The sequence below is a fragment of the Sphingopyxis sp. C-1 genome, assembly GCF_001047015.1.
Classification (GTDB): Bacteria; Pseudomonadota; Alphaproteobacteria; order Sphingomonadales; family Sphingomonadaceae; genus Sphingopyxis.
This window is the reverse complement of sequence record NZ_BBRO01000002.1, coordinates 260,160-277,523: the sequence shown is the minus strand read 5'-3', so window position 1 is coordinate 277,523 and position 17,364 is coordinate 260,160. Positions and strand designations below refer to the sequence as shown.

Genomic DNA, 17,364 nt, shown 5'->3' with positions numbered 1-17,364 from the left:
CTTTCATTCGCGATGCGTCACTTCGTCTTGAAGCGAACGCCGACGCGGAAGGACCGGCCGAGCAGATCCGAATAGGTGCTGTTCGCGGCCAGACCGGTTTCAGGCAGCAGGATCGGGTCGGAGTCGAACACATTGGTGACGTTGACGAAGAATTCGGCGTCGCCCTTGCTCATCGCGTCGAACTTGAACGTCGCGTTGAGGTCGACGTAGGTCGCGCCGCCGATGCTGTTGTCCTCATAGGTCGGAAACTGGTTGGTCGAAATCGGGCAGGTGGTCCCACACTCGATGCCAGTGGCATCGTACCGGCCGTCGCTCACTCCGCGCGCCGTCGCTGTCAGCGAGAAGTCGTCGGTGTCGTAGGCCGCGGTGAAGCGGTAGATCCACTTCGGCGTGATCGATTGCGTGCCCGTGCCGACCCCCAGCGTCCCGACGGAGTTGAGCGGCACGAAGCCGGGCACTCCGGTTGTGACGATGTTGTCGATATAGCGCGTCGCCAGGCCGCGCAGGGTGAAATTGCCGCCGGCGAGAGGCATCCGATACGCCGCTTCCAGATCGACACCGCGCATGACCAGGCTGGAGAAATTGACCGGCTGGCGGCTGATCAGGACGCGCGAGGGATTCGCCGGGTCGGGCGTGATTGCCGCGCAGAAGTCCGCCAGCCCCTCGAAACAGCGGTTGACGATGTCGTCCGCGCTGAGGCTGTCGATCGCCTGTTTCACCTTGATGTCAAAATAGTCGGCCGACAGGGAGAAACCGGGAATGAAGCGGGGTGTGAACACCGCCCCGATGTTCCACGAGTCCGCCTTCTCCGGCCTCAGATTCGGATTGCCCGTGATCGTGCCCAGGTAGGAGAGGCTGGAGCCATAAGTGCCGGTCCCCGGCCCCGCTCCCGGGAAGAACGGGTTGGTGACGGTCGAGGTGTTGGCGGTACCCGCCTGGAACAGCTCGTTAAGGTTGGGCGCGCGAATGTCGCGCGAGCGTGTGACGCGCAGCCGAATGTCGTCGATGGGCTGCCAGGTCGCACCCAGCTTCCATGTCGTGACATAGCCCGAGGTCGAATAGTCGGTGCCGCGCACCGCCCCGTTGAACTCGAGTCCAAAGCCCAGCGGCACCACGGTTTCGAGATAGGCCTCTTTGACGTTGTAGCTGCCCTTGCTGGGGCGGAAGTTGCCGACCGACCACACGCTGGTCGATGCGCCGGTGGTTGGGTTGAATATGGGTTGGAACTCGGCGGGCACGAACCCGTCGATCTCCTCCTTGCGGTACTCGGCGCCGATCGCGATGCTGACGTCGCCCGCCCAGGTCGCGAAAGGCGTGAGCGACAGGTTGGCACCGATCACCGTCTGTTCGAGTGTCTGATCGCGGAACGGATCGCCGAGGATATAGTCGATCGCAGCGGGATCCGCGACGCCAATGCCCAGCAGGTTGAGCGGGCGGCAGGCGGGATCGTCATCCGCCGTGCTGGCGTTGACGTTGATCAGGCACTGGATCGAACCGACCGGAAGATTGTTCGGATTGCCGGCCGGCGCGAACACGGCGGCGAGCGCGTTGTTCCTCTTCACCGTTTGCTGGATATTGGTCAGTTGCTCGTGCAACTCCGCGCGGCCGTATTGGGCATAGACGTCCCAATTCGCCGACTTTCCGAAAGCCTCGAACTCGCCCTCTGCGCCGATCAAATAGCGCTGCACCTTGCGTTCATTGTTCGATCCGCGGCCGGGCAAGTCGACGGCGGTCGTCGCCAGCGTGGCGCTGGTCAGGCCGGTTAGCCCGGCTGGCCCGAGCGTGTTGTAGAGGAAAGCGTTGCAGGTTGTCGGGGCCGCCGCCGCAGTCGCCGCCGTGCCGCAACCCGTCGCATTCAGCGAAAGGCCGGTCATCAGGTTCGGACCCGCGTTGAACAGTGTTTTCTGCCGATTGTATGAGGCTTCTGCAAAAAGTGTGACCCCGTCGCTGACCTCGAAGCTCAGCCGGCCGAAGAGGCCATAACGGTCTTCTTCCGGGCTGAGGCCGATGCGGCGGCCCGAATCATTGACCCGCCAGTCGCCGCCTTGCGTCAACTGCGGCACGGCGGAGCAGGCCGGCGAAGGGAAGGTCAACGTGCCGAACTGGTACTGATTGATCGACCCGCCCTGTCCGAAATAGGTTCCGCACAGGCGATTTGCCGTGCCTCCGGTCGAAGCGGTGATAAGCCCGCCCGGCGTCGAGTTCGCCGCGCCGACCTGGGTCCGGAGCAGGTAACGGGGCACGGTGCTGTTGGCCGTCCAGGCAGGGTTCTGGATCCGTACGAAGCCGGTGTGGTTCCAGTCGCGATCGACCTCGAAGATGCCGTCGGAGTGCGCGATCTCGCCCGCGACGATCAGACGGCCACGACCGTCGGCGAACTTGACGCCGGCGGCCATGCTCGCCGAGTAGTTGAAGCCGTCGCCCTCGTCGGTCACGCCGACATCGCCGGACAGCTTCAGTCCGCTGAAGTCTTTCTTCAGGATGAAGTTGGTCACGCCCGCGACCGCGTCGGAGCCATAGGCGGCCGAGGCACCGCCCGTGACCACTTCGACGCGTTCCACCAGCGACTGTGGGATCGTGTTGATGTCGACCACGCCGCTGGCGGTCGAACCCACGGACCGCCGTCCGTCGATCAGCACGAGCGTACGTACGGTGCCGAGGCTGCGCAGGTTGAGCGCATTGATGCCGGCGATGCCGTTGCTGAGCTCAAGGCGCGAGTTCGACGGACGGATGGACCCCGCGAGTGCCGGTAGCTGGTTGACGAAGTCCGCGATGTTGTTGGTCGGCGAGGTGTTCTGGATATCTTCCTGCGTCAGCACCATGACCGGCGTCGGCGCCTCAAAGCCGTCGCGCGTGACGCGCGATCCGGTGACGACGATCTGTTCGACCGGCACGGCTTCGACGCTGTCCGGGGCGGCGGTCGCCTCCTGCGCCAGCGCCGGGGCACCATGGACCAGCGCGATGGCGGTCATCGCCGCTCCGATCCGGCCCGTGCGGCCCAGCGGTCGACGAATTCGTTCAAAATTACGCATGTCAGCAGTCCCCTTTTTAACCCAAAGGGTCGAGCCACACGCCGCCCAAGGCGTGCCCCGGCCTTATACCGGGTTGGCTGCCCTATTTGTCCTACCTGTTCGTTCGGCGGATGTTCGCTCCGCCTTCTTATATTGTTTCAGTGATGCTCCGGCTGTTGTCGCAGTCAGGGCGCGCCGATAGCCGATTTAGTTACAGCGAGGTTACAGGGTGGCTGCAACCGGTCAACAGCTTCGCGGCTAACCTCGCGATATGGACATATAGCCTGAAGATATGGGGTTGCCGGAATGCGCGGCGCCCACGCGGATAGCTTGCAGTTATAGGACGCGGCCCGCTTGCTATGGCCTTTGCTTGTCGTGCTGCGATAGGGTCGACGTTCGTTCTGTTCATAAACGGGGAGGGCCTTTTGATCCAGCGCCGTGCGTTCCTGCTGGCTTCGGTCGCGCTTGCCGCGATGCCGGGCAGCCTTTTGGCGAAACCCCGGATCAAGGGCGATACCCGCCGCATCAAACTATCCGGCGCGCGCGCGCCGATCGAGGTGATCGAGGATGAACTGGGCGTGCCCCACGTCCGCGCCGCCTCGCTGCACGACGCCTTTTTCGGACAAGGCTATCTGGTCGCGCGCGACCGGCTGTTCCAGATCGACATGGAGCATCGCCGCGACATGGGGCGGATGGCCGAGGCTTTCGGCCCGCGCTTCGTCGCCGCCGACAAGGCTGCGCGGCTCTTCCTGTATCGCGGCGACATCGAGGCGGAATTGGCGGCGCTGCCCCCCGACGTGTTGGAATGCGCGCGCGGTTATGTCGCCGGAGTCAATGCGCGGATCGATGAACTTGCCGCGGATCCTGCACAATTGCCGCTTGAATATGGCATCCTCGGGATCAGCCCGCTGCGCTGGGATATCGCCGATCTCGTGCGCAACCGCGGCATCGGCATGGGGGACGCCGACGACGAAGTGCGGCGGGCGGGGCTGCAGGCGCGCGGCCTGCTCGACATCGACAAGTTGATGGCGCCGCTGCGCCCCGCATGGTCTTTCACCGTTCCCGAAGGGCTCGACTGCGCGGCGGTGAGCGAGACAGATCTTGGCATATTGGATCCGGCGAACCGGCCGGCAGCCTTCGATCCCGTGCAGGAAGCGCAGCTCGACCCCGAAGCGCGCCGGGGCGACCGCTTCGCGCTCGGCAGCAATGCCTGGACGATCGCGCCGTCGCGCAGCGCGACCGGGCGGCCGATCCTCGCCAACGACCCGCATCTCGGCATCGGCCGCGCCAGCCCGCGGCACATGTGCCACCTGTCGGCGCCGGGGCTCGACGTCATCGGCGCGGGCGCGCCGGGGCTGCCCGGGATCATGCAGGGGCACACCGACCGCTTCGCTTTCGGCCGTACCAATTTCCATATCGACCAGACCGACCTGTTCATTCTGCGGACGAAGGAGGGCGATCCGGGCCGCTATTGGCACAAGGGCAAGTGGACGGCGTTCGAGACGTTCGAGGATGAGATCGCAGTCAAGGGTGCGCCGTCCGAGCGCGTGACGCTGCGCTATGCGGCGGGCCGTCCGATCGTGTCGGAGGATGCCGCGCGCAATCGGGCCGTTGCCTTTGCCACGGTCAGCATGTTGCCGGGCGCCAATCAGCGTTTCGCGATCATCGCGATCAACCTGTCAAAGGATTGGGCGTCGCTTCGGCAGGCGTTCAAGCTGCACGTGTCGCCGACCAATCACCATTATGCCGACATCGATGGCAACACCGGCTGGCAGACGATCGGCTTCGTCCCGCGCCGGCCGAAGCATGACGGGTTGTTCCCGGCGCCCGGCGACGGCGATTTCGACTGGACCGGCATCCTGCCGGTCGAGGATATGCCGCATGTCTATAACCCGAGCGAAGGCTGGTTCGCCTCGGCCAACCAGATGAACATTCCGGCGGGCTATCCCTATCGCGAGCGGATCATCAGCTTTAGCTGGAGCGATCCCTTTCGTTATAACCGCATTGCCGAGGTGCTCAGCGCCCAGCGCAAACATCGGATCGAGGATAGCATCGCGCTTCAGCATGATGTTCAGTCGCTCCCCGCGCGGGCTTTGCTGAAGCTGCTTCCCGCCAATCCGTCGCCGGACGCTGCCCCCGCGGCGGCGCTGCTACGGCGCTGGAATTGCGGGATCGAGGCGGATAGCGCCGCGGCGTTGCTCTATGAAATGGTGATGCCTGCGCTGTCGACGGCCTTTTACGACCGGGTCGTGCCGGCCGCGGCGCGCGATCTGGTTCCGTCGGTCAACCTGTCCGAGATGCTTCATATTCTTGCCTCGACCGACAAGCGCCTTGGGGCAGATCCCGCCGCGACGCGCGACGCGCTGGTCGACGGCGCGCTGGCGGCCGGCTGGAAAAGGGCAGTCGAACTTGGGGGTGCCGATCCGGCGAGCTGGCGGTGGGGCGACCTGCACCGCGTCACGATCGCGCACCCGCTGGCGGCATCGCATCCCGCGATTGCCGCCGCCTTCCCGAAGATCGAGGGCGGCCGCTCGGGCGGCGATGGGACCACGCCGATGGCGCGCGGCTTCAATGCCAAGCGCGGTTTCGACGTGTCGCATGGCGCGAGCTATTTGTTCGTTGCCGACGTCGGCGCGTGGGACAACAGCCGATTCCTGCTGTTGCCCGGCCAGTCCGCCGATCCCCGATCGCCGCGCTATCGTGACTTTTATCCGTTCTGGCTTGCCGGTGCGATGCAGCCACTGTGGTACAGCAAGGCGGCGGTCGACCGCCACGCCATAGGGCGGTTGGTCCTGACGCCGCCCTAAAGCGCTTCGGCGATGGCGACGAGTGCGCGATCGACCGCGGCGGTCGCCTGGCTGTCGGTGTCCTCGGGCATGTCGTTGGCCAGAGCCGAGAAGATCAGCGTCCTGCCGCTGCGCGTCGTGAGATATCCCGACAGTGCGCGCGACGCATTGAGCGATCCGGTCTTGGCGAAGACCTTGCCTTCGAGGATCGTGCCTTTGAAGCGGCTTTGGAGCGTGCCGTCGCGCCCGGCAATGGGCAGCGTCGCGCGCCAGGCCGCTGCCCACGGCTGGCGTGCGATCCAGCTAAGCAAGCCGACGGCGGCGCGTGGACTGATGCGGTTGTAGCTCGACATCCCCGAGCCGTCGGCAAAGTGATAGCCCGCCTCCGGCAGCCCAGCCTGGGTCATCACTTTGTGCATCACCGCCTGTCCATCGGCGATCGAACCGCTGCCTGCCTGCCGGGCGACGCGCCGCAGCATCAATTCGGTGTGGAGATTCTGGCTCTCCTTGTTGATCCGCACCATATTTTCGGCGAGCGACGGCGCGGGCAGTTCGGCGAGCATCGCTGGCTCGGTGGGCAGGGTGGCGACTGCGCCCTTGCGGTTTTCGGGATCGTCGGCCGCGGTCAGCGGGCGGTGGCGGGCCTCGATCGCGCCATCGACACGCACACCCCGTGCGCGCAGCAGTTCGCCGAGGCGCCAGGCGGCGTAGTGTGCGGGATCGTCGATACCATAGCGCAATGTCATCGGCGCGACCTCCGCGCCGAGGGTGCCGGTCAGGCGGAGGACGCGGCTGTTCGGCATACGGAACGCTTCGATACCTTCAGCCTTCCCGGCGACGGTGGTCACCAGATTTTCGATTATGAAATAGCCGGTCGCCTCGATTATCGGCGCGGCGCCGATCGCGCCGGGCTTCAGTTTCGCCACCAGTTCATTGTCGTCGAGCGTCAACGCTGACACGCCGGTGCCGTAACGCGACTGGATATTGTTCCAGCTCATCCCCGGGCTCCAGCGTTCGTCGGGGAACCAGCTATCGTCGCCGACGATGTTGCGCACATGGCGCGTCTTTGCCGCGACCGCGTCGGCGAGCGTCTGCAGGCAGTCGGTTTTGCAGTCGTCGGCGCTCGACAGCAGCGCATCGCCTCGCCCATGGAGCACGACATCGGAAACGCCGCCGCGCTCTTCGAGCCGAACGCCGGTGCCCTTTGCGGTCCGCTGGAGCAAAGGCAGTTCGGCATAGGCGATCGCGGTCGTGAACATCTTGGTATTCGACGCAGGGATGAAACGCTGGTCGGGCGCGATTGACACCAGCACTTCGCCGTCGAGCGTCGTGACCAACATGCCGAAGCGTGAGCCCGGCGGACCTTCGGCGAGTTTCTGCTCAACCGTCGCCAGCAGCGGCTTGGGCGCTGCGCTCGTTTGCGCCTTGGCGGCCGTCAGCGACAGCGACAGCGACAGGGCAAGGGCGGAGGTGAAGGCGAAGCGTCCGATCGATGGCGTCATATTATGTCCGTTTGTCCCAGGCTGAAATGACGCGCTCGCCCACCGCGGGGCGCAGCGCCACGATGCCGCTGTCGGCGTGGCGGGTCGGGTGGACCCGATTGGTAAGCAGGGCCCAACCGAGCCCGCGCTCGAAATCGATCCACAGGCCAGTACCGGTGAAGCCGGTGTGGCCGATCGTGTCGGCCGAACAGGCATCGCCGCCGTGCCATCCGGCGAAAGCGCGTTCCCAGCCGCACGTGCGGTGGCGGTCGTTCGCCGTGCGCACCTCTGCCAGCATCGCTGGAGAAAGCATCGAGCCATCGAGCATTGCGCGCGCAAAGCTCAGCACGCCGTCGATGGTGCCGAACAGCCCTGCGTGACCCGGCGCACCGCCGAGCGCGAATGCGTTTTCGTCGTGGACCTCGCCCTTCATCACGCGCCCGCGCCAGCTGCAATCCTCGGTCGCGACCGCGGGGCCGGGCGGCGGACCGAACCCCAGTCCCTCACCGAGTGGCCAGTCGGACAGCGGTGCCCCGGTGATGCGCTCGATCGCGATGCCGAGCAGGATGAAGTTGATGTCCGAATAGACCGGCGGGCCGTGCCGCCATTCGCGCTGCAGGACAAACGCACGCAGCCGCGCCGGATCATCGCCATAGGTATAGATGGGTTCAACCGCAGGCAGAAAGCTGCGGTGCATCAGGCAGTCGCGAAAGGTCAGCCGTCTCTCCGCAGCGCCGGCGACGTCATATTGGCGCAGGTCCGGTATCGCGTCGGTCAGCGGCCGGTCGAGGTCGAGGCGCCCCTGTTCGGCGAGCGTCAGGATCATCGTGGTGGTCGCGATCACCTTGCTGAGCGACGCAAGGTCGAACCAGTGATCGCGCGTCAGCGCTTCGCATTCGGGGACGATGGCAGCATTTCCGGCAAGGCGCACCGCCGTCTCGCCATCGGCGCCGACCAGACCGAGCGCGGCGCCGGGAATGCGGCCGCCTTCGACGGCTTCGAGTGCAGGCGCGAAGCCCTGTTCGCAGACGGCCTCGATCGTCATGCGCGAACGCGTCCTTTTACGCGCACGATGACGGGCAGCAAAAAGATCGCCGCGAAACTCAACGCCCCGGACAGCAGGAAGAAACCATCATAGCCGATCTGCGTTTGCATCGACCCCGATGCACCAGCAAGCAGGCGTGGCAGCAGAAAGGCGAAGCCCGACAGCAGCGCATATTGGGCGCCCGGATATTTCGGGCTTACGAGCATCGAGAGATAAACGACGAAGACCGCACCCGCATAGCCGTTGCCGAACTGATCGATCGCGACCGACGAATAGAGGACAAAGGCCGAAGGATCGCTGTGCCACAGCCAGACATAGATCCAGTTGCCCGCCGCCGCGGTCACCGCGCCGATCCCCAGCGTCCAGCCGAGCGACATTCGTGTCGACAGAAAGCCGCCGAGCGCAACACCGGCCATGCTCGCCGACAAGGCAACGACGCCGTCAGCAACGCCGATCTGGTGCAGGCTGTAACCCTTGTCGTTCCACAGCGGGTGCGAAAGCGTCAGCGTGAGCACGTCACCCATGCGATAGAGCGACACAAAGGCAAGGACGGCGAGCACGGGCGTCCCATACCGCCAGAACAGCTCGACATAGGGCGCGGCGAAGGTCGACACGGAGTCCAGCGCTTCGGCGGGCAGGCGGCGAATGCGGGGTAGCGCGAGCGCCAGCGCGACGAAGGGCAACAGCGCGATCGCCAGAACGACAGGCGTGACATTGGTCCTGGCCGAAATGCCGACGCCCTGTGCGGCCGAAAGTAGCGCCCACCCGATGCCGGTGGTGACGAGAGTGGCGGCAAGCAGAATGAGCAGGCTGGCGAGCGCGCCAGCAACCAGCGACTGCATGCGGCCCTCGGTGCCTTCGTGTTCGGGCCGCATCGCCGCGAGGATGGGGAAGGGCAGGAAGGCGGCAACCGCAATGACCAGATAGGCCCAGGTCCAGTCCGCCCAGGCCGCAACCAATATCGCGCCGCTGCCCGCCGCGACCATCGCGCTGCGATATCCCCACAGGTTGGCGGCGACGATCGGCGCCTGTTCGGTCTGCGTCGGCGCAAGCTCGATGCGCCAGCCGTCGGCGGCGACCTCGAGCGTTGTCGTCCAGAAGGCGAGCAGGATCGCGAACAGGGCGGTAAGCGGCAGGCTCTTGTCGCTCGACGTGAACGCCATCGCGATCATCGACAGGAAGATGCCGAGCTGCGACAGCATGATCCATCCGCGCCGCCGCCCCCAAAAGCGCGAAAAGCCCGGGATATCGTATCGCTCGATCAGCGGCGCCCAGGCGAATTTGAACGTCGGCAGCAACGCGATCCACGCGAAGAAGCCGATGATCACGATGTCGACGCCGTGCCGCGACAGGCGCAGCGTCAGCACCGCGTTGAACATGTAAAAGGGCAGCCCCGCCGAAAAGCCGAGCAACAGATATAGACCGAGCAGGCGACGTGCCGACGGCTTGGCGGGCAAGTCGCCCGCGAGGACGCCCGCCACAGCTTCCGCCGCCGCCGCCGTCACGCCTTGCCCTCCGGCTCGACCGCATTTTCCCAGCGCGCGACGACGCTTGTGACCGTCAGGTTCGCGCTCGCGCTTGCGACGGTACGCGTCATGTCCAGCAGCCGGTCAAAGGGCAGGACGAAGCCGACGACCAGCGCGGTCTGTTCGGCCGACACGCCGACGGCGGAGAGGACCGCCGCAAGCATGAACAGCGACGCCGACGGGATCGGCGCAGTGCCAAAGGCGGCGAGCGCGCCGGTGAGCAGAACGATCGCCAGCATCGACAGGTCGGGTTCGACGCCGACCGCCTGCAATGCAAAGATGCTGAGCAGTCCGACATACATGGCGGTGCCATCCTTGCCGATGCTCGCGCCGATCGGCAGCACGGTCTTGGCGACCCCGGGCGCTATCCGCAGATCTTCCAGCGCGATGCGCAGTGCGACGGGCAGGGTGGCGGCCGAGGATGCGGTCGAAAAAGCGACCGCCAACGCGTCGACGATGGTGCGATAGAAGCGGAGGACGGGCCGCCGCGCGACTAAGGCGATCAGTGGCAGATGGACGATCAATATCTGCAGGATCACGCCGACTGCGACCCCGACCGCCAGCCAGCCGATGTTGGCGAACACCGCGACGCCATTATCGGCGACCGCCTTTGCGATCAGTGCGAGCACGCCAAAAGGGGTGATCTCCATGACGATGCGCACCAACTGGAACAGCACTTGCCCCGCCGATTGCAGCAGATCGGCCATCGGCCGCCCCGCCTCGCCCGCAAGGATGACGCCGAAGCCGAAGAGGATGGAAAAGAAGATGATCGCGAGCATGTCGCCCTCGACCAGCGCCTGCACGATATTGACCGGCACGATGCCGATCAACTGGTCGTGCAGCGACTTGGCCTCGCCCAGCGCGTGGGGGACGGCGTTGCCGAGCGCGGCGCCCTGTCCGGGTTCGAGCAGCAGGCCGACGATCATGCCGATCGACACCGCGCAAAAGGTGGTTGCGGCGAACAGCCCGACCGTCCGCGCGCCGACCGAGCCCAGCTTGCGCGGGTCGGCGAGCGCGGTAACGCCCGATGCAATGCTGATGAAGACGATCGGGACGACGAGCATCCGGATCACGCGCACGAACAATTCGCCGATGAAGGCGATCGCGCCGGTCGCGGCAGGCCACAAAAGTCCCAGCAGCACGCCGACGACCATCGCGCCCAATACGCGTTGCCACAGCGGCACGGCGAACCAGCGACGAAGCAAGTCTGTCATCCGCCCCCTATATCTTTATCGTATCACATGCCGCCCCAGAAGCCGGGCTTTGGCGGCGCCATGATACCGTTCGCCGCGCTGACACCGTCCACGCGATCCTCTGCAAGCCACAGCGGCCCGTCAAGGTCGACGAAGCTGCTCTGCGCCGCAATGGCCCATGCAGGGGCGATCGACAATGACGAACAGATCATGCAACCGGTCATCACGCCCAATCCGCGCGCCCGCGCCGCTTCCGCCAGTTCCAGTGCGGCGGTCAGCCCGCCGGTCTTGTCGAGCTTGATATTCACCACATCATAGCCGTCGGGCAACGCCTCGAGATCGGCCGCGACATGCACCGCCTCATCGGCTGCGATGGAGATTGCCGACCGGAAACCGACAAGGTCGGCGTCGGCGTCGGCGGGGAGCGGCTGTTCGAGCAGGTCGATGCGCAGATCGGTCATCAGCCCCTGCAAGTCGCGCACCTCGGCGATCGTCCAGCTTTCGTTGGGATCGACGATCATTTTGGGCTTCGGCGCCGCTGCGCGGACAGCTCTGAGCGCGGCGGCGGGATCGTTGCGGTCGACCTTGATCTTCAGCAGCGGCGCGTCGGCGAGCGCCGCTGCCGCTGCGGCCATACGGTCGGGCGCATCCAGGCTGACCGTCATCGCGGTGACGATCGGGCGGAGCGGCTTTTCTAGGCCCAGCGATGTCGCGATGTCGCTGTTCGCCAACCGCAGTTCTAGATCCCACAGCGCGCAGTCGACCGCGTTGCGCGCGGCGCCCGCAGGCATCAATTGCATCGCCTCCTGCCGCCCAGCGCCCTGCTCGATCGCGCCGCGCACGGCCTCGATCGCGAGCGCGGTGCTCTCGGCATTCTCGCCATAGCGCGGGTAGGGGACGCATTCGCCGCGACCGGTGATGCCGTCCTGCGCGATGGCGACGGTCACTACCTCTGCGGCGGTCCTCACCCCGCGCGAGATGCGAAAGGGCGTGTGCAGCGGAAATGTCTCGCCGACGACGGTCAGGGTGCGGTGCATCGAGGGTGCGTCAGGCGGTTTCGGCGACGCCGGGCGCGGCGACCTCGACCCCGAGCAGCCGGTCGAGGATCGTCTCGACCCCGAAGCGATAGGGGTCGCTCGTCGGCAGCCCGAACTCGGCCTCGGTCTTTGCGCACAGCGCCCGCGCCTCATCCTCGGGCATCGCCGAGGTGTTGAGCGCGATGCCGACCACCCGCACATCGGCATTGGTCAGCCGTGCCGCACGCAGATTGGCCTCCAGCGTATCGGCGATGCCGGGCAGCGGATAGTGGGGCAGGCCGCGCATGTGCGGGCGCACCGGATCGTGGCAGAGGACGATCGCGTCGGGCTGCGCGCCGTGCAGCAGCCCCGTCGACACGCCGGCGAAAGAGGGGTGATAGAGCGAGCCCTGTCCCTCGATCAGGTCCCAGCCGTCGTCATCGCGCGCCGGCGAAACCTGTTCGATTGCGCCCGAGATGAAGTCTGCGACCACGGCGTCGAGCGGCACGCCGTCGCCCGCGATCAGGATGCCCGTCTGCCCGGTGGCACGGAAATCAGCCGCAACCCCGCGCTTTTCGAGCGCGCTGGCGAGGCAGAGCGTGGTGTACATCTTGCCGACCGAACAATCTGTGCCGACGGTCAGCAACCGCTTGCCAGCGCGCTTCTTGCCATTGCCGATCGGAATGTCGGGCCGCGGGTCGCGCACGTCGTGGAGCTTGCGGCCGAGTCGCGCGGCGGCTTCGGCCAGCCGCGGATGGGCGTTCAGTCGCTGGTGCAGCCCCGATGCGATGTCGAGCCCCGCCTCCATCGCGGCGAGCGCGTCGAGGATCAGCGGCTCGCCCATTTTGCCGCCGGCATTTGCAATGCCCAGCACCAGCGTGCGCGCACCGGTCGCATGCGCTTCGGCAAAATCCATGCGCGGCAGGTTCAGGGTCAGCGGGCAGTCGTCATGGCGATATTCGCCGACGCAAATGTCGGGCCGGAACACCGCGAGCCCGCGCGAGGTCTTGATGTCGGCGGGGTCGGTCGAGTGACCGAGATAAAGAAGATAAGGCGTTTCGATCATGGGTCAGGGCAACCTGCGTAACGATGGAAAAGCCGATCCTACCCCCGGCAGCGGCGGCGCCCCAATATCTAGCGCCTCATATCCTATAGCCTGATGCTATAACGCCTCGAGCACGGTCGCAAGCACCGCGAGGAATGCCGATGCCGTTTTCGACGGGGGCCGGTTCTGCAAATAGACGGCATTGATGTCGAAGGTGATCGCGGGCTGTAGCGGCCGGCTCGAAAGGCCGGGTGGCAGCGCGGCCTGCGCGGTAAAATTGTCGACGATGGCCATGCCGACCCCGGCATTCACCAGCGCCGCAGCGACATAATAGGTGCGTGCGGAAACCACCTCGTCGAGTTCGACCTCGAGCCGGCTGAGTTCGCTCGACAGCATCCGCCCGATCGGACCGCCCTGGACCGGGCTGATGAACTTATGTCCGCACAGCTCGTCGAGGTGCAGCCTCGGCGGCGCGCCGGGCAGATCCTCCTCGCGGTAGATGACGACCAACTCGCCCTCGCCGATCACCTGATGCGCGACAGGCGCGGACAACGGCACCTCGAAGCTGATCGCGATGTCGGTTTCATGCTCGTAAAGCTTGCGCACCATTTCATCGTGATGGAGCGTCTGGAGGTCGAACATGATGTCATCATGGTCGCCAAGGAAGCGTGACACCGCCTCGGGCACCGCGCCGAGACCGAGCGAGGGAAGCGCCGAGATGCGGAGCAGCCCGCCGCGCCCGTGCCGCAAATTCTGGCACGCCTGCCGCAGCGATCGTACCCTGTCCTGAATATCGGACACTTCGGCGAACAGCGTGTGCGCATCCTGCGTCGGGATCAGCCGCCCTTTTGACCGTTCGAACAACGTCAATCCGATCGAGCGTTCGGCATGGCGCAGCACCTTCGTCACCGACGGCTGGGACACGTTGAGCGACCGCGCGGCGGCGCTGACGGTGCCGTGCAGGAAGACCGCGTGGAATATCTCGATCTGGCGCAGGTTCATCGCGTCATGGCCCCAAGGCTGCGGTGGAGGAGTATCGAATACCCCATTGTTTCCGCCAAGGATTTGCGACGGCTTCGATCTATATGCCATCGGGTTATAGGGGGTGCAACAACGCACTCTGGACGTCCGACGCTTATTGGGGACATCTCGTCGCCGGTCGTTCCCGCGAAAAGGTCATGCCGATGTCGTTTGCTTCACCATCCGTCCGCCGGACGATCGGCTCGCTCTCGGCGGTTGCGGCGCTTCTCTGTGTTTCGGGCGCGGCCGCAAAGGCGGACCAGACGGTCGACGTGATCATCCGCGGCGGCACGATCTATGACGGGGGTGAGGGCAAAGCCTTTGTCGGCGATGTCGCCATTCGCGGTGACCAGATCGTCTATGTCGGCAAGTCGGGCCGCTATTCGGCGCCCAGGATCATCGATGCGAAGGGCCTGATTGTCGCCCCCGGCTTCATCGATCCGCACACCCATGCCGACAGCTTCATCCGCTCGCCCGACAAGGCCGTGCGCGTCAACGCGGCGTGGCTGGCTCAGGGCGTCACCACCGTGATGATTGGGGTCGACGGGTCGGGTACCCCCGATGTTGCCGAGGATAGCGGCAAGCTGGCGGCGTCGGGAATCGGCACTAATATCGTTCCCTTCGTCGGATTCGGCCCGGTTCGGCAGCGTGTGCTCGGTCAGGATGCACGTGCGCCGAGCCCTGGGGAACTCGACCGGATGAAGGCGCTGGTGGCAAAGGGGATGTGCGAGGGCGCCGTCGGGCTTTCCACCGGTCTCTTCTACGCACCGCAAAGCTTTGCCAAGACCGAAGAGGTCGTGGCGGTTGCGCGCGAGGCGGCGAGCCGCGGCGGCATCTATGACACGCATCAGCGCGATGAATCGAGCTATAGCATCGGCCTGCTCGGATCGGTGCAGGAGGCGATCGGCATCGGGCGACACGCAGGAATGCCCGTCCATTTTGCGCATCTTAAGGCGCTCGGCGTCGACGTCCACGGACAGGCTGGCGCGGTGATCGCAGCGATCGACGCCGCCCGCAAGGCAGGCGTGGATGTGACGGCCGATCAATATCCATGGCTGGCGTCGGGGTCCAGCCTCGACGCGTCGCTGCTGCCGCGCTGGGCGGTCGATGGCGGTGGACCTGCCTTGTTGAGGCGGCTCGATGATCCTGCGACGCTGGAACGGATTCGCGGCGAGATGCAGGAGAATCTGCGTCGGCGCGGCGGGGCGGGTGCACTACTGCTCATTGCACAGGGCTTTCCCTGGACCGGACAGACGCTCGCCGAGGTTGCGGAGGCATGGAAGATGGACAGCCGCGACGCGGCGTTGCGCATCATCCGGCAAAGTATCGAGTCCGACGATCAGCGGCGGACAGGCGGCGGCGCTGCGGTCGCCTCGTTCAACATGGCGCAGGCCGACGTCGACCTGTTGATGAAGCAGCCGTGGATGGTGACATCGTCCGACGGATCGGACGGCCATCCCCGCATGTTCGCGACCTTTCCCGAAAAATATGTCCGCTATGTCCGTGAACGGAAGGTCATCGACCTCGGGACTTTCATCCGCCAGTCGACAGGGCGCACCGCCGACATCTACAAGCTCGACCGGCGGGGCTATCTGCGTCCCGGCTATTTCGCCGATGTGCTCGTCTTTGACCCCGACCAATATGCGCCGCGCGCCGATTATGTGCGCCCGCGCGAATTGAGCGTCGGTGTCAGCAAATTATTCGTCAACGGCGCGCTGGCGGTCGATGACGGGCGGACGACCGGTGTCGCCGTGGGCCGTGCCCTGCTGCGTGCGCGGCCGACTGGATGTGCCGCGCATCCGGGTTGAATTTCGGCGACTTTCATCAGGCCGGGGCGGGCAAGGGCGTTGGGGGCCGGGCAAGCCGGATCGCGCCGATCAGTCCGGCCAGCGCAAAGGGGATGCCGATCCCGATCGCGCCCCAGGCGACGGCCGAGAGGTTGGCGCTGCTGAGCCCTTCGCCAAAGCCCGCAGCATTCGCGCCCACTCCGGCGATCGCCGCACCGATCGCTCCACCCGCATTGCGCGCGGTACCGATCGCGGCCGAGCCGCGCGTTCGCGATGCGTCGTCGAACGATCCGATGACCTGCTGGCCCAGAAACGCGTATGAAATGCCGAAGCCGCCGCCGAGCATCGCCGCGAAGACGCCCGTGGCGAACAGGCTTTCGCGTGCCATCGACAGGGGAATTCCGATATTGCCCGCAAGGATCGCGGCTGCCCCGATCACGATCAGCCGCGCCTGCCAGCGCGCCGGCGCGCCCGATACGGAGAGTGACGCCAGCGTCCAGGCCAGTGCTTCGATCGCGACGACATAACCCGCCTCCAGTGCGCTCAGCTTTGCGCTGATCTGCAACATGGCGGGTGCATAGAGCGCGAAAGCGGTGCCTGCCGCAGTGGTGGCGAAATAGGTCAGATAGGCGACGCCCAGCGGGAAGGCATTTTTGCGGCGCGGAAGCAGCCCGTTATCGCTGGTGCGATCGATAGCGAACGCTGCCCCGAGCAGGAGCACGCCCCCGGTCAACAGGAGCGCCGGGACGAACAGCCCCCCCGTTACGCCCGCGGTCGCGACGGCGCCGATGCCGAGTGCGACGAGCGACATGGTCGAGAGCGGCAGCGCGCTGTCGGTGCGGCGATCGGTGGGGGGTGGAACGAGGAACCAGCTCGCCACGGCAAACAGGATCGCTTGCGCCGCGAACAGCCAGAATATGCCGCGCCAAAGGCCCGCGTCGGCGAAAACGCCGCCAAGCAGCGGGCCGGCCAGCGTGGCGATCCCCCAGGTCGCAGTGCACAGCGCGAAGACCCGCGGCAGATGGCGGCCGGGAAACAGCAGCGCCATGGCGACATAGATCAGCCCGCCGATCCAGCCCGCCGCCGCGCCCTGCACCACACGGCCCGCGAGGAACAGGGCGATTCCGGGCGCTGCGGCGCTCATCGCGCAACCCAGCGCGAAGGTGATGCCGGAAAGGATCATCGCTGCGCGCAGGCCGATACGCTCGGCCAGCCATCCCGCCGACGCGCCCGCGACAACAAGTCCGGTCATGAAGCCCGATCCCGCCCAGCCGAACCAGGCATAGCCGTCGAGCGCTGCGCCGACACTCGGCATGATCGTCGCGGTCACCAGCGAATCGGCCGCCACAACCCAGCAGCCGAGCAGGATCAGCGCGAGCGCGGGGCCACGCCCGCCCGAAAGCAGATCGCGCCATACGGCAAGGCGGCCGGCGGGGGTTTGACTATCCATGCTC

The 17,364-nt window shown here is 66.0% G+C and carries 11 protein-coding genes; 2 read left to right on the top strand and 9 right to left on the bottom strand.

Features of this window, described 5'->3' with window-relative positions:
* Positions 1-17: 17 nt before the first annotated feature.
* Positions 18-3,032, bottom strand: a complete 3,015-nt coding sequence (locus SC1_RS15855) for a TonB-dependent siderophore receptor (RefSeq protein ID WP_062184811.1) — start codon at positions 3,030-3,032, stop codon at positions 18-20.
* A gap of 404 nt (positions 3,033-3,436) precedes the next feature.
* On the opposite strand from SC1_RS15855, the gene SC1_RS15850 reads away from it, so the two are divergent.
* On the top strand, positions 3,437-5,818 hold the full coding sequence (locus tag SC1_RS15850; RefSeq protein WP_062186834.1) for a penicillin acylase family protein: 2,382 nt from the start codon (positions 3,437-3,439) through the stop codon (positions 5,816-5,818).
* Here the strand turns inward: SC1_RS15850 and dacB are convergent.
* From dacB to SC1_RS15815, 7 genes are all read right to left on the bottom strand, one after another.
* Positions 5,815-7,299, bottom strand: a complete 1,485-nt coding sequence (gene dacB, locus SC1_RS15845) for a D-alanyl-D-alanine carboxypeptidase/D-alanyl-D-alanine-endopeptidase (RefSeq protein ID WP_062184808.1) — start codon at positions 7,297-7,299, stop codon at positions 5,815-5,817. The two genes, SC1_RS15850 and dacB, sit on opposite strands and share 4 nt — an antisense overlap.
* A 1-nt stretch (position 7,300) precedes the next feature.
* Complete coding sequence (locus SC1_RS15840) at positions 7,301-8,323, bottom strand: serine hydrolase (protein ID WP_062184805.1); 1,023 nt, start codon at positions 8,321-8,323, stop codon at positions 7,301-7,303.
* Positions 8,320-9,828 (bottom strand): permease, encoded by a 1,509-nt coding sequence (locus tag SC1_RS15835; protein WP_238586748.1) that lies wholly within the window; start codon positions 9,826-9,828, stop codon positions 8,320-8,322. Before SC1_RS15835 ends, SC1_RS15840 begins: the two co-directional genes overlap by 4 nt.
* On the bottom strand, positions 9,825-11,063 hold the full coding sequence (locus tag SC1_RS15830; RefSeq protein WP_062184803.1) for a dicarboxylate/amino acid:cation symporter: 1,239 nt from the start codon (positions 11,061-11,063) through the stop codon (positions 9,825-9,827). Before SC1_RS15830 ends, SC1_RS15835 begins: the two co-directional genes overlap by 4 nt.
* A 23-nt stretch (positions 11,064-11,086) precedes the next feature.
* Complete coding sequence (gene dgcA, locus SC1_RS15825) at positions 11,087-12,079, bottom strand: N-acetyl-D-Glu racemase DgcA (RefSeq protein ID WP_062184800.1); 993 nt, start codon at positions 12,077-12,079, stop codon at positions 11,087-11,089.
* Positions 12,080-12,089: 10 nt separating this feature from the next.
* Entirely contained in the window at positions 12,090-13,124 is a 1,035-nt protein-coding gene (gene dgcN, locus SC1_RS15820) for an N-acetyltransferase DgcN (RefSeq protein WP_062184797.1), read from the bottom strand.
* A gap of 96 nt (positions 13,125-13,220) precedes the next feature.
* A complete protein-coding gene (locus tag SC1_RS15815) occupies positions 13,221-14,105 on the bottom strand; it encodes a LysR family transcriptional regulator (protein WP_062184794.1) in 885 nt (294 codons plus the stop codon).
* A gap of 182 nt (positions 14,106-14,287) precedes the next feature.
* On the opposite strand from SC1_RS15815, the gene SC1_RS15810 reads away from it, so the two are divergent.
* The gene (locus SC1_RS15810) at positions 14,288-15,931 is read left to right on the top strand and encodes an amidohydrolase family protein (protein ID WP_370568751.1); all 1,644 of its coding nucleotides are present in this window, start codon (positions 14,288-14,290) and stop codon (positions 15,929-15,931) included.
* A gap of 16 nt (positions 15,932-15,947) precedes the next feature.
* Here the strand turns inward: SC1_RS15810 and SC1_RS15805 are convergent, their stop codons facing one another.
* Entirely contained in the window at positions 15,948-17,360 is a 1,413-nt protein-coding gene (locus SC1_RS15805) for an MFS transporter (protein ID WP_062184789.1), read from the bottom strand.
* Positions 17,361-17,364 lie beyond the last annotated feature (4 nt).

Coding starts and splice junctions, on each gene's coding strand:
- SC1_RS15855 (WP_062184811.1), bottom strand. CDS start 3,032: ATGCGTAATTTTGAACGAATTCGTCGACCGCTGGGCCGCACGGGCCGG.
- dacB (WP_062184808.1), bottom strand. CDS start 7,299: ATGACGCCATCGATCGGACGCTTCGCCTTCACCTCCGCCCTTGCCCTG.
- SC1_RS15840 (WP_062184805.1), bottom strand. CDS start 8,323: ATGACGATCGAGGCCGTCTGCGAACAGGGCTTCGCGCCTGCACTCGAA.
- SC1_RS15830 (WP_062184803.1), bottom strand. CDS start 11,063: ATGACAGACTTGCTTCGTCGCTGGTTCGCCGTGCCGCTGTGGCAACGC.
- dgcA (WP_062184800.1), bottom strand. CDS start 12,079: ATGCACCGCACCCTGACCGTCGTCGGCGAGACATTTCCGCTGCACACG.
- dgcN (WP_062184797.1), bottom strand. CDS start 13,124: ATGATCGAAACGCCTTATCTTCTTTATCTCGGTCACTCGACCGACCCC.
- SC1_RS15815 (WP_062184794.1), bottom strand. CDS start 14,105: ATGAACCTGCGCCAGATCGAGATATTCCACGCGGTCTTCCTGCACGGC.
- SC1_RS15810 (WP_370568751.1), top strand. CDS start 14,288: ATGTCGTTTGCTTCACCATCCGTCCGCCGGACGATCGGCTCGCTCTCG.
- SC1_RS15805 (WP_062184789.1), bottom strand. CDS start 17,360: ATGGATAGTCAAACCCCCGCCGGCCGCCTTGCCGTATGGCGCGATCTG.